Origin of the sequence: Leeuwenhoekiella aequorea (genome assembly GCF_004104375.1) — a bacterium.
Lineage (GTDB): Bacteria > Bacteroidota > Bacteroidia > Flavobacteriales > Flavobacteriaceae > Leeuwenhoekiella > Leeuwenhoekiella aequorea.
The window spans coordinates 572185-589197 of sequence record NZ_QOVM01000001.1 but is presented as its reverse complement, the minus strand read 5'-3'; the positions used below and the strand labels follow the sequence as shown (position 1 = coordinate 589197).

At 36.4% G+C, this 17013-nt stretch carries 13 protein-coding genes; 3 read left to right on the top strand and 10 right to left on the bottom strand.

From position 1 onward, the window contains the following. Positions 1–27 precede the first annotated feature (27 nt). The 5 genes from DSM00_RS02590 to DSM00_RS02570 all read right to left on the bottom strand — a co-directional run bounded on the left by DSM00_RS02590 (position 28) and on the right by DSM00_RS02570 (position 5053). On the bottom strand, positions 28–420 hold the full coding sequence (locus tag DSM00_RS02590) for an ExbD/TolR family protein (RefSeq protein WP_128756454.1): 393 nt from the start codon (positions 418–420) through the stop codon (positions 28–30). 1 nt (position 421) lies between these two features. Continuing rightward, positions 422–1126 (bottom strand): MotA/TolQ/ExbB proton channel family protein, encoded by a 705-nt coding sequence (locus tag DSM00_RS02585; RefSeq protein ID WP_128756453.1) that lies wholly within the window; start codon positions 1124–1126, stop codon positions 422–424. A 56-nt stretch (positions 1127–1182) separates the two neighbouring features. Next, complete coding sequence (nhaB, locus tag DSM00_RS02580; protein WP_128756452.1) at positions 1183–2655, bottom strand: sodium/proton antiporter NhaB; 1473 nt, start codon at positions 2653–2655, stop codon at positions 1183–1185. 28 nt (positions 2656–2683) lie between these two features. Then, positions 2684–3910 (bottom strand): Glu/Leu/Phe/Val dehydrogenase dimerization domain-containing protein, encoded by a 1227-nt coding sequence (locus DSM00_RS02575; protein WP_128756451.1) that lies wholly within the window; start codon positions 3908–3910, stop codon positions 2684–2686. Positions 3911–3976: 66 nt separating this feature from the next. Then, entirely contained in the window at positions 3977–5053 is a 1077-nt protein-coding gene (locus tag DSM00_RS02570) for an anhydro-N-acetylmuramic acid kinase (RefSeq protein ID WP_128756450.1), read from the bottom strand. A 196-nt stretch (positions 5054–5249) separates the two neighbouring features. Here DSM00_RS02570 and DSM00_RS02565 point away from each other — a divergent pair, with 196 nt between their 5' ends. After that, on the top strand, positions 5250–6392 hold the full coding sequence (locus DSM00_RS02565) for an acyl-CoA dehydrogenase (RefSeq protein ID WP_128756449.1): 1143 nt from the start codon (positions 5250–5252) through the stop codon (positions 6390–6392). A 73-nt stretch (positions 6393–6465) separates the two neighbouring features. Here DSM00_RS02565 and DSM00_RS02560 read toward each other — a convergent pair whose 3' ends face one another. Beyond that, positions 6466–8115 (bottom strand): solute:sodium symporter family transporter, encoded by a 1650-nt coding sequence (locus tag DSM00_RS02560; RefSeq protein WP_128756448.1) that lies wholly within the window; start codon positions 8113–8115, stop codon positions 6466–6468. Between the two features lie 331 nt (positions 8116–8446). Between DSM00_RS02560 and galK the strand changes: the two genes are divergently transcribed. Continuing rightward, positions 8447–9592, top strand: a complete 1146-nt coding sequence (gene galK / locus DSM00_RS02555; protein ID WP_164916296.1) for a galactokinase — start codon at positions 8447–8449, stop codon at positions 9590–9592. A 6-nt stretch (positions 9593–9598) separates the two neighbouring features. After that, on the top strand, positions 9599–10639 hold the full coding sequence (locus tag DSM00_RS02550) for a UDP-glucose--hexose-1-phosphate uridylyltransferase (protein WP_128756446.1): 1041 nt from the start codon (positions 9599–9601) through the stop codon (positions 10637–10639). 65 nt (positions 10640–10704) lie between these two features. Here DSM00_RS02550 and galE read toward each other — a convergent pair whose 3' ends face one another. From galE to DSM00_RS02530, 4 genes are read right to left on the bottom strand one after another with little or no spacing between them, the layout of a single operon-like run. Continuing rightward, positions 10705–11724, bottom strand: a complete 1020-nt coding sequence (gene galE, locus DSM00_RS02545; RefSeq protein ID WP_128756445.1) for a UDP-glucose 4-epimerase GalE — start codon at positions 11722–11724, stop codon at positions 10705–10707. Beyond that, entirely contained in the window at positions 11721–12527 is an 807-nt protein-coding gene (locus DSM00_RS02540; RefSeq protein WP_128756444.1) for an HAD-IIA family hydrolase, read from the bottom strand. The genes galE and DSM00_RS02540 overlap by 4 nt, the downstream gene beginning before the upstream one ends. A gap of 42 nt (positions 12528–12569) precedes the next feature. Next, complete coding sequence (glpK, locus tag DSM00_RS02535) at positions 12570–15746, bottom strand: glycerol kinase GlpK (RefSeq protein ID WP_128756443.1); 3177 nt, start codon at positions 15744–15746, stop codon at positions 12570–12572. Beyond that, the gene (locus DSM00_RS02530; protein WP_164916283.1) at positions 15739–16755 is read right to left on the bottom strand and encodes an aldose epimerase family protein; all 1017 of its coding nucleotides are present in this window, start codon (positions 16753–16755) and stop codon (positions 15739–15741) included. Before DSM00_RS02530 ends, glpK begins: the two co-directional genes overlap by 8 nt. Between the last annotated feature and the right edge of the window lie 258 nt (positions 16756–17013).

Genomic DNA, 17013 nt, shown 5'->3' with positions numbered 1-17013 from the left:
CTGACGGCGCTAGCCGTAACGCCCCAATTAATTAGGACGCACTGCTAAAACTATTTTATATTTATTACGGTTTGCAATATCCATTACTGCAACAGCCTCTTCAATAGGCACACCTTCTTCTGCTCTAAGAATTATAGTAGGATCTTCTACTCCAGCTAATTCGCTGGCGATAAAAGATTCTAAGTTTGCTTGAGTAACACGCTCTTTGTTAACGTAGATATCTAAATCTTTTGTAATACTCACTGAAAGATTTTGCTGGTTACTCGTTTTACCTTTAGCTTTAGGCAATATGAGATCTAATGCGTCTGGCGTTATTGCCGGTGAAGTAAGCAGAAAGAAAACCAGTAACAGAAATACTATATCTGTCATGGAGCTCATACTAAACTCTGGGCTTACTTTATTTCTTCCGCGTAGATTCATACTAAGCTGGTTCGTTTAACATATCTAGAAAATCAACAGCTGTAGCCTCCATTTGATGCACTACTTTATCTGTACGCACCACGAGATGGTTGTAACCTATATAAGCTACAATACCTACAATAAGACCGGCAACCGTTGTTGTCATCGCCGTATAAATCCCTTCTGCAAGATTACCCATTTCTGCCTGGCCACTGCTAGTTGCTAGTTGGTGAAAAGCAAGAACCATACCTATTACCGTACCTAAGAAACCTATCATAGGACCTGCACCGGCTATAGTAGCTAAGACACTTACATTTTTCTCTAAACGATAAACCTCCAATTTCCCGGAGTTCTCAATCGCTGTGTTTATATCCTCAAGCGGACTCCCAATACGGCTAATCCCTTTTGCTGTTAATCTTGAAACCGGACTATTTTGTTGCGCACAAAGTATTTTTGCAGCTTCGATATTTCCATTTGCAACGTGATCTTTTATTTGATTCATAAAGTTACTATCCATCTGGGAAGCAGCTTTAATTGCAAATAGACGTTCAAAGTAAATATAGATTGCAACAAATAGTAAAATAAAAAGAACAAGGATTATAATTTGACCCGGTAAGCCACCGCTCATTAAGAGGTCAAAAAGAGAAAGGGTTTTTTCTACCGGTTCTTCTTCGGCAGCAAGTGATGGAAGCGTATCTGCACCTTCTTGCAACAAGAGTGTAAGCATAAGTTTTTATTAATTAGTTATATGGTTAACGAGTAAATTAGGATTTAATTATACGCTTAAAGTAGAAAATATACTCCTGCTAAACCTACCCCTCCTAATACAATAGTATAAGGCAATGCCATCTTTACCATTTTTCCATAAGAAAGATTAATTAATGGGGCAAGTGATGACGTTAATAGGAATAGGAACGCCGCCTGACCATTAGGAGTAGCAACACTTGGTAAATTTGTACCCGTGTTAATTGCTACCGCAAGATGATTAAACTGTTCTCTAGTAATGGTACCAGCGTCATATGCAACTTGTACTTCATTAATATAAACGGTAGCCACAAAAACGTTATCACTAATCATTGATAAAATTCCATTAGCTAAGTAGAACATTGAAGGTTGTGCATCAACAGGAAGACTCAATACATAGTCGATAATAGGAGTAAATAAATGCTGATCGTGAATCATTGCAACAATTACAAAAAATACTACTAAAAGACCTGTAAATGGTAATGCTTCTTCGAAAGCTTTACCTAAACTGTGCTCGTCTGTAATACCCATAAATGCTGTCTGAACAACAATTAAGAAAAGACCTATGAAACCTACAGGAGCTAAGTGAAGAGCTAAACTTATGATTAGAAGTATTGCTGAAATACCCTGCACCCAAAGACCAAATGATTCTTTTGGAGTACGTTTCTCATCTTCCTCCTCAGTGTATTTTTCAATAATTGTACGTGCAACTTCCGGAAGCTTTGCACCAAAACCGAAAGTTTTTGTTTTCTCTAATATTAATGTAGTAATCAACCCGCATATTAATACTGGTATAGTAATAGGAGCCATACGTTGAAAGAATTCAACAAATTCCCATCCTAACTTTTCCCCTATTAATAAGTTCTGAGGCTCACCTACAAGTGTACAAACACCACCAAGAGCAGTACCTACCACACCGTGCATAATAAGACTACGTAAGAAACTTCTGAATTGCTCAAGAGTTTCACCACTTAATGCTTTTCTATCTAAAACACTGTCATCATCGTAATCTGCAGTAGTACTAGAGTGAATTTTATGATAAACTCCATAAAAACCAACTGCAACACTAATTAAAACAGCAGTAACGGTTAATGCATCCAAAAACGCTGATAATACAGCTGCCAGGAAGACAAAAAGCATCGAGAGCACTGCTTTAGATTTTATTTTAGTAAAAACTTTACTGAAAATAAACATAAGCATAGGCTTCATAAAGTAGATACCTGCCACCATGAACACTAAAAGCAATACCACTTCGAGATTCTGAGCAACCTCAGAGTACGCTGCCTCAGGACTTGTAAGCCCGAGAATTAATCCTTCTAAAGCGAGTATCCCACCAGATTGTAGGGGATAGCACTTAAGTGCCATTGCTAATGTAAAGATAAATTCACCAATGAAAATCCAAGCGGTTATCATAGGGCCTAGCAAGTAGTATGCAAAGACATTAAAAATTAAGAAAGCTACCATTGCTAACTTGAACCAGCGCGGGCTGCTACCCAAAAAATATTTTAACATGTGTATTTAGTTGTTGGTTAATGATTATTTATATAAGCTGCTGCAATGCTATTTCAAATGCGGTGCGGCTAATATTTTTATTACTGCTATTGTGATTATATGTATTTTGAATTGCATCACGTATTGTCTGTGATGTATCGCTAAAAATTGCTTCATCTGTCATTTGAACTCGACGCTCCATAAAATATGCAAAAACACGAGCCATACCGCAATTAGATATAAAATCTGGTATTACTGAAACACGTTCATCGGTATGCTCCATAATAGAGCCGAAGAAAATTTCTTTATCTGCAAAGGGCACATTAGCCCCACACGAGATAACCTCTAGACCCGCATTTATCATCGCATCTATCTGCTCTTTTTGCACCAATCTTGATGCTGCACAAGGTGCAAATATTTCAGTTTTGATATTCCATATTTTCTCATTGACTTCATCAAAAGGAATGAGATTATCTGCTTGCAATTTGTTTCCATTCTTATTCAGAAACAGATCTTTAATTTCTTCAAATGAAAATCCTTCTTCATTTATAAGTCCACCAGCCGCATCGATGATACCTACGATCTTTGCTCCTTGCTGAGCCAAGTAATATGCTGCTGCAGACCCTACGTTACCAAAACCCTGTATAACTGCTCGCTTCCCTTCAATACTTCCGCCATAAATATCATAGAAATGTTTTGCCGCTTCCGCAACACCATACCCCGTAATCATATCTGCAACGGTATATTTTCTAAATACATCTGGTGAGAAATGCTGATTTTCGAGCACTTTTATAACACCTTGTCTTAACTGACCTATACGATTAATCTTATCTGCCTCTGTTGGTCTAAAATGCCCATTAAAAACACCTTCCTGAGGGTGCCAAACTCCACTTTCTTCAGTTATAGGAATAACTTCGTGAATCTCATCTACATTAAGATCTCCTCCCGTACCGTAATAGCTTTTTAGCAATGGAGAAACAGCTGCATACCAGCGCTCCAAAACTCCTTTTTTACGAGGATCGTTAGGGTCAAAATTAATCCCACTTTTAGCCCCGCCAATTGCCGGACCTGAGACTGTAAATTTAACCTCCATTGTTTTTGCTAAGGAAAGTACTTCATTGCGATCAAGTCCTTTGCGCATACGTGTACCACCACCGGCAGCTCCCCCACGAAGTGAATTAATTACCGTCCAGCCCTCAGCTTCTGTTTCAGGATCATTCCAGTGAAAAACAATTTCTGGTTCTTTAGTTTCGTAACGTTTTAGTAATTCTTTCATTAAATTATTTAGAAGGTTGACAAATATAACTACTTAGGCGGTTTTCCCTATAGTTTTCGTATTAAATTAAGGTGAATACACCTTTCCTGCACAGTGATCTTTTGAAGCTCCTGTTACACTATGCAACACGTTGATTGTGTTGCGTAATCGTAGAACTCCCATAAAACCAAATATGAGTGCTTCTTTAAATTCTATAATTTTTACAGGTGCTTTTGTAATTTTTAGACCCGATAATTCTTCTAGTCGTCGCATAAAATATAAATTATAGGCTCCACCGCCGGTAACTAAAATTTCATTTGACTCTGTAATAGATTTACACGCTTTTAAAACAAGAGCTAGTTGTTGTGCCATATGCTCTGTATATGTAGCTATACAATCTATTATGGACAGGTTAGCTTCTTTCAGAATAGGAAAGATGTTTTGTTGCACCCATTCTAGACCTAGCGACTTTGGGTAAGATTGCTTATAAAACGGGAGATTATTCAAGTGGTTTAATACATTTAAATGCACTACCCCCGATTCTGCAAATTTCCCATCCTTATCATAAGCGTATCCGAGTTGGGTGGTTAAACTATTGAGGACACAATTTGTTGCGCAAATATCATAAGCAATACGTTTTCCGTTTTGATTAAAGGAAATATTTGCAAAACCACCAATGTTTAAACAGGCTCCATAATTATTAAATAATAATTCGTCTCCTATAGGCACTAAAGGTGCTCCTTGTCCACCCAGCGCCACATCTTCTACTCTAAAATCACATATAACTAACTGATTGCACAACTTAGCAATTTTGGGGAGGTTGCCTATTTGTAACGTAAATCCTTGATTAGGCTGGTGCAGTATCGTATGGCCATGAGAAGCAATAGCATCTAGATTCTTAAGAGGATATTGAGCTATGAACGTATTTATTAAAGTCGATAAGTAATACGTATAATCTTCATCAAGCTGGGCTAATTCTTCATTACTCGTATTTACAGCTTCTCGCAGCCGTATTACCCAATTATCTTCATAAGCAATTGTTTTACAATCTAATAATTCGTACTCCCAAGATTCTTTCTTGGTGAATTTTATGTAAGCAAGATCTACTCCATCAAGCGAAGTACCGCTCATCACCCCTAAAATTGTATAGCAAGTTGCGTTCAAAATTCTATTTTACAAGTATTCTTAATATATTAGCTATTTTCTATTAAAATCGTAAATTTCACCATAATTAGTTTTATTTATTGAACTTTCTATAATAAAATTGATTTATTTTGCAAAGTACTATGCAAGCATAGTAAATGGTTTATTTTGCATACTAAGGTATAAAGGAAAAATATTTTTTAATCAAAAATTGGTTATGGATTTTAGCTTGAGTGAAGAACACATTATGATACGAGATGCTGCTCGTGAATTTGCACAAAACGAACTATTACCAGGTGTAATCGAGCGTGACGAAAAACAGCACTTCCCTACAGAACTCATTAAGAAAATGGGAGATATGGGATTTTTGGGTATGATGGCACCAACAGAGTTTGGAGGTGGCGGAATGGATACCATTTCCTATGTTTTGGTAATGGAAGAACTTTCTAAGGTAGATGCATCTGCTTCAGTTATAGTCTCTGTAAACAACAGTCTCGTAAATTATGGACTGTCGCAATATGGCTCTCAAGCACAAAAAGAAAAATACCTTTCAAAACTCACAACCGGCGAAAAATTGGGCGCATTTTGTTTAAGTGAACCAGAAGCAGGAAGTGATGCAACTTCTCAAAAAACTACCGCAATCGATAAAGGAGATCATTATATCCTTAATGGAACTAAAAACTGGATTACAAATGGCGGTTCTGCAGATTATTACCTAGTCATTGCCCAAACTGATAAAGATAAGAAACACAGAGGTATAAACGCTTTTATAGTTGAAAAAGGCTGGGAAGGTTTTGAAATAGGACCTAAGGAGCAAAAACTAGGTATTCGAGGAAGTGACACCCACTCTCTAATATTTAATGATGTTAAAGTGCCTAAAGAGAATAGAATAGGTGAAGATGGCTTTGGATTTAAATTTGCAATGAAAACCTTGAGTGGTGGTCGTATAGGTATTGCAGCTCAAGCATTAGGTATTGCTTCAGGAGCTTATGAACTGGCTCGTGATTATTCTAAGGTACGTAAAGCTTTTGGTACAGAAATTTGTAATCATCAAGCTATCGCATTTAAACTTGCTGATATGGATGTATCTATAGATGCTGCTCGTCATCTTGTTATGAAGGCTGCCTGGGATAAAGATCAAGGTAGCAACTACGATATCTCAAGTGCCCGAGCAAAATTATACGCTTCACAAGTAGCAATGGATGTTTCTGTTGAAGCTGTTCAAGTTCACGGTGGCAATGGTTTCGTAAAAGAGTATCACGTTGAACGTCTTATGCGAGATGCAAAAATCACTCAGATTTATGAAGGAACTTCAGAAATTCAAAAAATTGTGATTTCTCGAGGTTTACTGGATTCTTAAAGGTCCTATTCTTATATATAAAAAAAGCCCTTAATAGGGCTTTTTTTTATATCTGCAATCTTCATTACATTGTTTATTTCGCAAAGTAGATATATATCCCGACAACGATTAGGCAGATTATAATTCCCACCTGCTTTACATATTTATAAGGTTCAATAGAAACTTGCTTTGTGTACTCAAGCACAAATGGCTCTTTACGCGGATAAATCTTACCTATTATAAGCATAATGATAATGTTTGCCACAAATAGGATTGCCATTACGTGTAGATAATGTGGATACGCACCTACTTCAACCATACGAAGTGCTTCTACATCTGTTACTCCACTTGCTTTTGCTGCTTCGACAGCGCTATCAATCATATTAGGTTTAAGCCAAAACTGACTAAATATATACATAAGTGAACCACTTATAATACCAATTTTAGCTGCGATTGCGGGCACTCTTTTAGTTAAGTATCCTACAACAATTATCGTGAAAATTGGAATACTGTAAATACCATTTATCTCTTGAAGGTAGCTAAATAAACTACCTGCATTTGCAATAAATGGAGCTATAAACATAGCTGCCAGTGCAAGACATACTCCAAATATTTTACCATATTTCACAACAGTTGCTTCAGGAGCATCCTTGTTTATGTGTTGTTTATATACGTCTATACCAAAAAGCGTTACAGAGCTGTTTAAAACACTATTAAACGAACTTAATATTGCACCAAACAATACAGCAGCAAAGAAACCTACAAGTGGTTTTGGCAATACAGCCCGTACTAGTTCAGGATATGCAAGATCACTACTAGAAAGACCACCTTCAAAATAGTAATAAGCTATCATACCAGGCAACACAAGAATAATAGGCCCTAAAATCTTTAAAAATGCAGCTAATAAAAGTCCTTTTTGTCCTTCTGCAAGATTTTTAGCCCCTAAACCACGCTGAATAATTTGCTGGTTTGTACCCCAGTAAAATAATTGCACAAGCATCATTCCAGTAAATATGGTTGCAAACGGAACTTCCTGACCTGGTTCTCCTGTAGAATCAAATCGTGCAGGATCAGAATCTATTAATAGATTTAGACCATCCATCATACTCCCATCCCCTATAGCCATCAAACCGAAAACAGGAATTAAAACACCACCTATAATTAATCCTACAGCATTAATACTATCTGACACGGCTACTGCCTTTAAACCTCCGAAAACCGCATAAATAGAGCCTATAATACCTATCCCCCAAATACAAATCACTAAAGCTGTTGTATCTGAAACCCCTAAACGTTCTGGCACATTAAACATTCCACTTAAAGCTACAGATCCCGAATACAAGATTACTGGTAATAAAACGACTACATAACCCGACAAAAATAAAATTGAGGTTATTGTTTTTGTAGAAACATCAAAACGCTGCGCAAGAAATTGAGGCACGGTCGTTAAACCTCCTTTTAAATATCTGGGAAGTAAAAAGATAGCAGTGACAACGATTGAAATGGCTGCTAATGTTTCCCAAGCCATTACGGAAAGTCCGTCTTTATAAGCACTACCATTAAGACCCACAATTTGTTCTGTGGATAAATTTGTAAGTAATAGTGAACCTGCTATTACACCAGCAGTTAAGCTCCTACCTCCTAGGAAATATCCGTCAGATGTGCTTTCATCTTGTTTTCTCACGGCCAGCCAAGAGACAAGAGCCACTAAAATTGTGAATGCTAAAAAAGAAATTATTGTCATGGTTAATTTTTCAAAAAATCGTTTGCACAGGCTATTAGATAGTTATATGAAAACGATATAATTATTTTATTCAGGCGTTAAAGTAACGTATTTTGAGCAATGCTGCATTCATTTATGGTGACAAATTGACCCTAAATCTCAAAATTTTAAAAATCGCTATAAGGTGTCTATCAATTATAATTTATAAGTTGGTTCTACTATAATCATCAACCTTTCGAGGCTAATTCAGTAACATTAATTTTTAAACGTAAAATTTACATTTAAAATAGTATCTTTGTTTTATTCTTTTAACTTTTAATGATTTTAAGTGCAAAATAAGTATTTAAATAGCTTGACCCAATTTGATAGCCAGATTGCATCATTTAATGCAGAGGTAATCATTAATGCACCCGGAAGAGTGAATTTAATTGGAGAACATACCGATTACAACAATGGGTTTGTAATGCCTACGGCGATAGATAAGAACATTCAGTTTTATTTAAAATTAAATGGTTCTGAATCATCTTGTTCTATTCAAAGTCTTAATTATAATAGCTGCTATAAATTTGATTTAAATTCACCTAACTCTAATCAGGAAGAGTGGACCCGTTACATCACCGGAGTTCTTGAAGAAATCAAAAAACTTGGAAAAGTAATAAAAGGATTTGACTGCATAATGCTTAGCAATTTACCCATAGGTGCAGGTATAAGTTCATCTGCTGCATTAGAATGCGGACTCGCGACAGGAATTAATGAACTGTTTGATTTAGGTCTCACTCAATTAGAAATTGTAAAGCTTTCGCAGTTAGCAGAGCATAATTATGTAGGAACACAATGTGGTATTATGGATCAGTTTTCATCTGTAATGAGTAAAAAAAATCACATAATAAAACTGGATTGTAAATCGCTAGAATATGAGTTGGTTCCCTTTATGATAGAACCCTACGGGCTGCTTTTATTAAATACAAATGTTTCACATAGTTTATCTACAAGTGAATACAATACCCGTAGAGCAGAATGTGAGCAAGGCGTCACTATATTACAGCAGTGGTATCCAGAAATTAAATCGCTACGAGATTGCAGTATGGAACAACTTCAGAATCATCAATCGCAATTTGATCCTCTAATTTACAAGCGTTGTGAATATGTCTTAGAAGAAAACAAACGAGTAAGTGATGCAGCCCTTGCTTTAGAAAATAAGAATTTAAAAACTTTTGGTGAATTGATGTACGCATCGCACCAAGGTCTTCAAAATAAATATGAGGTAAGCTGTAAAGAACTTGATTTTTTAACTGAATTTTCTGAAAATAATGAAGCTATATTAGGGTGTAGAATGATGGGTGGTGGTTTTGGTGGTTGCACCTTAAATCTAATTCATCAAGATGCAATTGATGCTTATATAGCAGACGCAAGTCTGGCTTATAAAAAAGTCTTTAATATAGAGTTAACAGCTTTTACAGCAATGCCCTCTAACGGAGTTGAGCGCATATTTAATTAATAATGTATGGTAGATTTTAATGATAATTCACACAGAAGATATAACATATTAACAGGTGAATGGGTACTCGTATCTCCACATAGAACAAAACGCCCTTGGCAAGGGAAAGAAGAAAAGATAGTAAGGGAAATACGTCCTTCTTATAATGCGAAATGCTACTTGTGTCCTGGCAATGAACGAGCAGGTGGTCATATAAATGAAGATTATACAAAACCTTGGTCGTTTGTTAATGACTTTGCTGCTTTAAAAAAAGATGTTCCGCTGTCGAAATTTAAATCTGGTCTTCTCAAAGCTGAATCAGAAAGTGGGATATGTAAAGTAGTTTGCTTCTCACCAGATCATTCGCTTACACTTCCCGTAATGCGTGTAGAGGCTATAGATGATGTTATAGCATTATGGCAAAAAGAGTTCAAAAAGCTTAGCGATAAAGCAGATATTAATCACATTCAAATATTTGAAAACAAAGGAGATCTAATGGGATGTAGCAATCCGCATCCACATGGTCAGATTTGGGCACAACGTACTATTCCACAAGAAGTAGCTAAAAAGAACAAACAGCTAAGAGAATACTGGCAGAATAATCACTCCAGTTTACTTGGTGATTACATTAAAGAAGAGCAGGAATTAAAGGAGCGGGTAATTAGTGAGAATGAAAATTTTATAGCCCTAGTACCTTACTGGGCGGTATGGCCCTATGAAGTTATGATCGCTCCAAAAAAACAGCACCGCAATATTCTTACACTTAATTCAGAAGAGCGCCTTGATTACGCAAGAATTATAAAAGCAGTTACAATTAAATACGACAACCTATTTAAAATATCATTTCCGTATAGTTCGGGAATTCATCAGGCACCTACAGACGGGCAAGATTGGGAGTCGTGGCATTTTCACATGTCATTCTATCCACCATTATTACGATCTGCTACGGTTAAAAAATTTATGGTTGGCTATGAAATGTTTGCCACACCTCAACGCGATATAACCGCTGAGATGGCTGCGGAAACCTTGCGCAATTTATCAGATATTCATTATTCTAATCTGCAATAATTTATTGTTGAATAATAAAAGCTTACTGAAACTATTTCAATTATTAAATAAGTACGCTAACTAACTTATAGTCCGCGTACTTTTTTCTCCCAATTCCAGGCAGAATCTAATGCCTCAGCTAAAGTAAGCTCTGCTTTCCAACCTAAAATATCATTTGCCTTTGTTGTATCTGCATAAGCAGCAATTACATCTCCTTCCCTTCTATCTACAATTTTATAGGCAAGATCGACACCCGTCACTTTTTCAAATGTTTGTATAACTTCAAGAACAGAACTCCCCTTTCCTGTACCTAAGTTAAAAGTCTCATAATTCGATATATTTTTTTTATTTACTAAACGTGTTAGTGCCATTACGTGGGCTTTGGCAAGATCTACAACGTGAATATAATCTCTCACACACGTTCCGTCAGCCGTTGGATAATCATTCCCAAAGACGGCCAGTTCCTTACGTAGTCCCGCTGCTGTCTGAGTGATAAAAGGAACTAAATTTTGAGGAACTCCTAGAGGCAATTCTCCTATTTCACAACTTTCGTGAGCACCTATTGGGTTAAAATAACGCAAGGCTATAGCATTGAAGTTGTGACAAACATTTGCAGTGTCCTTAATGATTTCCTCACCTATTTGCTTAGTGTTTCCGTAAGGAGATTCTGCAGGTTTTACCGGAGCTTCTTCTGTAATAGGCAATTCATCTGCTTGTCCATAAACTGTACAAGAAGAACTAAATATAAAATTAGCCCCTTCTTTTGCCGTTAACTCTTGAAGCAAATAGATTAAAGAGCTTAGATTATTTTCATAATACTCTAATGGTTTATTTACACTTTCCCCTACTGCTTTAGAAGCCGCAAAGTGAATTGCTCCGGTAATATTAGTGTGCTTCTTAAAAAACTCCGAAACTCCATTGCGATCGCGTAAATCCAGTTTTACAAAAGTTGGTTTTTTAGTTGTTATTGCTTCTATACCATCAAGTACAGATTCTGATGCATTAGATAGATCATCAATAATCACCACCTCATACCCCGCATTCTGTAATTCTACCACAGTATGTGATCCTATAAAACCTAGTCCGCCTGTTACTACTATTTTCAAAATTCTGATGTGTTACTTTTAACGCTTAACTTTTCTAAAGCCTCGTCAATATTAAAATCTTTTAAAGAGTCTATTATCATATCTGGTGCGTAAGCATAATGGTTAATATGTTTAGCTTTTGAAACTCCCGATAATGTTAAAATAGTTTTGTATCCCATTTGTATAGAGCCTAGAATATCTGTATCCATAGTATCTCCTATAACAATAGTTTGATCTGTCGTAAGACCTAATTTTTTTCTGGCTGCACGCATCATCACCGGACTCGGTTTTCCTACTGAAAAAGCTTTACGGCCGGTAGCTTCTTCAATCATTTTAACAATAGCCTTTATACCTAGATTAGACCAACCAATTTTCATAGGTGACGGATCAAGATTTGTTGCGATTAGCTTAGCACCTCCTAAGATCATATCTACCGCTTTGTTTGCCATCTCTAGCGTAAAATTTCTTCCTTCACCTATAACCACATAATCAGGATCTTGAGTTACTAATGAGTACCCATTTTGATGTAAACTTGAAAGCAAACCTCCCTCTCCAAGAACATAAGCCGTACCATTAGGCTTAGTAAAACCTAAAAACCAAGCTGTAGCCATTGCACTGGTATACACATTATCTTCATTTATTTTAATCCCCATAGGGATTAATTTATTCACCACATCGATGGGGCTACGCTGACTATTGTTTGTCATAAATAAAAATGGGATACCGCGATCTTGTAATGTTTTGATAAATACATCTGCTCCCGGAATCATGTCATTACCACTGTAAATAACTCCATCCATGTCAATTAAAAATCCTTTATCCATTAGGCTGCTTGTTTAAATGTAAAATTAACGTTTAATTTAAAATTAGTGCTCAAATTCAGTATTATAAAAGTGCGTAGCATCATAAATAAGTTCGTCTAACTTTTTATTCTCTTGCTGCACTCGGGTTTCTGTCCAATCTAAATAATTTACAAAATCTTCAACTGCAATCTGGCGGTATTGTGTTACGGTATTGATATCAAAATAAAGTCTGCCGGTGCGTCTTACAAAAAAGTCTGCAAGACTATTAGTCATTTCATAATACACACTATACCATAATTCTGCACGCAAAAGCCGATCATTTGCATCAGCGTCTCTAAAATAATTTATCTTCTTTTTTATAAGCTCAGCCTGTTTGCCATAAGTTGTTGTCAAGTACCAGCCTTTATATTCTGCATCTTCGACTCCCAGTGATTCTAAAGTTTCAGTAAGATTTTTTTGATAGTTTGCTACTTCTTTAGAATTACGCATAGCGTGTGAAGTAAGTGCTATATGTTCTGTTCTTGAATCTTCAAATTTCTCAGCGTATTTTTCCTTCAGCTGTTTTAATACTGTATCATTTACGCGTTGTGCCATCTTGCGATAACCGGTTAATTTTCCGCCAGCAATAGATATTAAACCACTATTGCTAATAAATGTTTCGTCTTTTCTAGAAAGTTCTGAAGGGTCTTTTTCTTCCTCGTGAATAAGCGGTCTTAAGCCAGCCCAACTTGATTCTATATCAGTTTCTTGTAAAGTTATATCCGGAAAAGTGTTATTAATCGCATCGAGTAAATAATGGATATCATCTTTAGTCACAACCACTCGGTCTAGACTCCCAGAATAATTAGTATCTGTAGTTCCTACATACGTTACTTTACCTCGCGGAATTGCAAATATCATTCGCCCATCTGGTACATCAAAATATAATGATTGGTGTACGGGCAGCTTTTTCTTCGGAAATACAAGGTGCACTCCTTTTGTAAGATGTAAATGTTTATTATTCATTGATTCATCTTTAATACGAAGTTTATCTACCCAAGGTCCCGTTGCAGAAACAAATGTTCTTGCCTCAATTTCAAAAGAGCTTGTGGTATTATAATCTTTGCATTTAACCGAAGTGATTTTTCCTTTGTGATCATAAACAAAATCTGTCATTTCACAATAATTAATGCAAACAGCTCCAAAATCTGCAGCCTTTTTTATAAGCTCTATAGTGAGGCGGGCATCATCTGTTCTATATTCTGCATAATATCCCCCACCTAGTAATGAAGATTCATCAAGCATAGGCTCACGCTTTATGGTTTCTTCTTTAGTTAGCATTCTGCGTTTATCGTTACCTTCTACATTTGCTAGTAGATCATAAACTTTTAAACCTATTGAGGTAAGAAATTTACCGTATTGCCCCCCCTCTATGAGTGGAAGCAACATTTTTTCAGGTACTACGAGATGTGGAGCTAGTTTATGAACGATTGCTCGTTCTGTACCCGATTCTTTAACAAGACCTATTTCCATTTGCTTGAGGTAGCGTAAGCCCCCGTGAACAAGCTTTGTACTTTTATTACTAGTTCCCGAAGCAAAATCATTCTTTTCAATAAGACAAACACTCATACCCCGAGTTGCTGCATCAAGAGCAATACCAGCTCCTGTAACACCACCTCCTATGACAACTACATCAAACTTTTTTGACTTGGCTTTCTTGATATATCTTTTACGATCCAATATGCTAAAACGCAACGGACTTTTTTCTTTCTCTATACTTTCTGCATATCCAGAACGTGTACGCGCAACTGCTAGATTCCAACCTTCCTTTTTATAATTACGAAGGCGCACCTCCATTTGTGGCTCAAAAATAGTATCTACATTACGCACTGAGGCAATATCTTTTTTAGTCCAGATACCAGCTTTAATTCCTGCTAAGAAAGCTGCACCTAAAGCGGTTACCTCAAGCATTACCGGTCTATCGACACGAGTATCTAAAATATCTGCCTGAAACTGCATCAAATAATTATTAACGCTTGCACCACCATCTACTTTCAACTCTTTTAGCTGCTTTCCGCTATCTTCTATCATAGAATTAAGAAGATCACTTACTTGATAAGCCATAGCTTCGATAGTCGCTTTAATGAGCTCTTTTCTTCCTGTATTAAAAGATAAACCTTGAATACTTCCTTTTGCCTCGCTATCCCAATAAGGCGCTCCCATACCATTAAAAGTAGGTACAAAATATAAATCTTTTAATGCTGGTATACTTTTACAGATAGCCTCAGTTTCCATTGGGTCATTAATTAACCCCACTGCATCACGTAACCATTGCACCGATGCACCGCCCACAAAAACACTACCTTCTAGCGCATATTTATTAGGTTCATTTTCCAGTGTACAGCATAATGTGGTAATTAAACCATTCTTTGAAAAGGAAGGCTTTTTACCAATATTCAAAAGCATAAAACAGCCAGTACCATATGTACTTTTTGCCATTCCTGCTTTATAACCGCCTTGACCAAATAAAGCCGCTTGTTGATCACCGGCAACACCATAAATAGGAAGTGAATATCCTTTATACTCCAGGCGTCCAAAGTCTGAAGAAGAAGCCTGAACTTCTGGCAACATATTACGCGGAATTTCTAAAGCTTCTAGCAACTCATCATCCCAATCTAAGTTTTTAATATTAAAGAGCATTGTTCTACTTGCATTGGTATGATCTGTAAGATGCTTACCAGTAAATTTGTAGATTAACCAGCTATCAACAGTACCAAACAACAGCTCACCTGCTTCTGCCCGCTCACGCACTCCTTCTACATTATCCAGTATCCATTTAATTTTTGTGGCAGAAAAATAGCTATCTATAACAAGACCTGTATTTTTTAGAATATAACGAGCGAGGTCTTGTTCCCTTAGCATTTCGCAGATTGATTCGGTACGTTTATCCAGCCAGACTATTGCATTATAAACTGGTTCCCCGGTATTTCTATCCCAAACCAGTGTAGTTTCCCGCTGGTTTGTAATTCCTACTGCTTTAATTGATTCTAATGGAATATTAGCCTCTGCAACAACTTTCTCAAATGCCTCAAACTGATCATTATATAAATCCTGAGGATCGTGCTCTACCCAACCGCTTTGCGGGTAATATTGCTTTAATTCTTTTTGGGACGTAGCTACTGCTTCTCCTTTACTATTAAATAAAATTGCACGTGTACTTGTTGTACCCTGGTCAAATGCTATTATATATGATTCAGTCATAGTAAAATTTATAGCTTAAATGATGTGAGTAAAGTTGGTTAGGATTTAAAATTGTTGTCGGAAAATTATCGTGATTAGGCGTATCTGGAAAATGTTGTGCTTCAAGACAAAGGGCAGCAGAAGGTCCAGGGATATTCATATTTTTTCCGTGAAAATCTACCATTCCATCTGCACTATAAAATTGTAATCCGGGTTGGGAACAATAAAGCTCCATCTTCAATTTATTATCTGAAGATGATAAAACAGCCGCTGGTTTATTTCCGTGGTTATTTAAAACAAAATTATGGTCATAACCACCTTGCATTCGGTTTATAAATTCACTCACTTTTTTATCTTCACGAAGATCAAAGGGAGTTTCTGCAACCGGAAGCACTTCTCCTGTTGGGATATTCTCTTTGTTTATAGGTAAGTAACTTTCAGCATTAATTCTTAACTGATGTCCTAGAACCGAATCGGTCAAACCCGCATCCAGATTAAAATATTCATGACGTGTCAGGTTAACAATAGTTTCTTTCTCTGTCTTGGCTTCATAGCGCATAACTAACGTATTATCGTTAGTAAGCTTTACAAAAAAATTAGTTTCTAATTCTCCGGGAAATCCTTCCTCTCCATCTGCACTTATATAGCTAAAAACAACTTCCTCGCCTAGATTGGTTACCTCCCACACTTTTTTACCAAACGACTCAAAACCTCCATGCAATTGATTTTTGCCTTCATTTGCTGTAAGCGCAATCTTTTTATTCTCGAGTTCTATTTGGGCATTTGCAATACGATTAGCATTACGCCCTACTAATTGGCCAATGTATGACGTATCTGCTTCATAAGATTTCAAGTCTTCAAAACCCAATACAACATCTCGTTTATTTCCAGATTTGTCTGGCACGAGCAATCGTTGTAAGATAGCGCCGTAGGATAAAAAATGAGCTTCCATACCGGCAGAATTGATTAATCGTACTTGTAAAACTACATGTCCGTCTTGTGTATTTTCAAAGGGTTTAATTAAAATCAAAAGCAGTTCTATTTATAACGTTAAATATATAAAATTGTAATGCGATTATAGGTGTGAAAGTCTAGCTGCTTAAAAGTATATTCGATTTTAATGTATTTGGGATCAATCTAATGATCCTTTAGAATGAAACAACAAAGTGGGTAATTTTACAATAGCTTGAATCTATTTAAAATGACAAAAAACTAAATGGATAAAAACATCGTAACTTAATTGAACACACAGATCACGTGAAGGTATATTTACGCATTGTTTTCTATG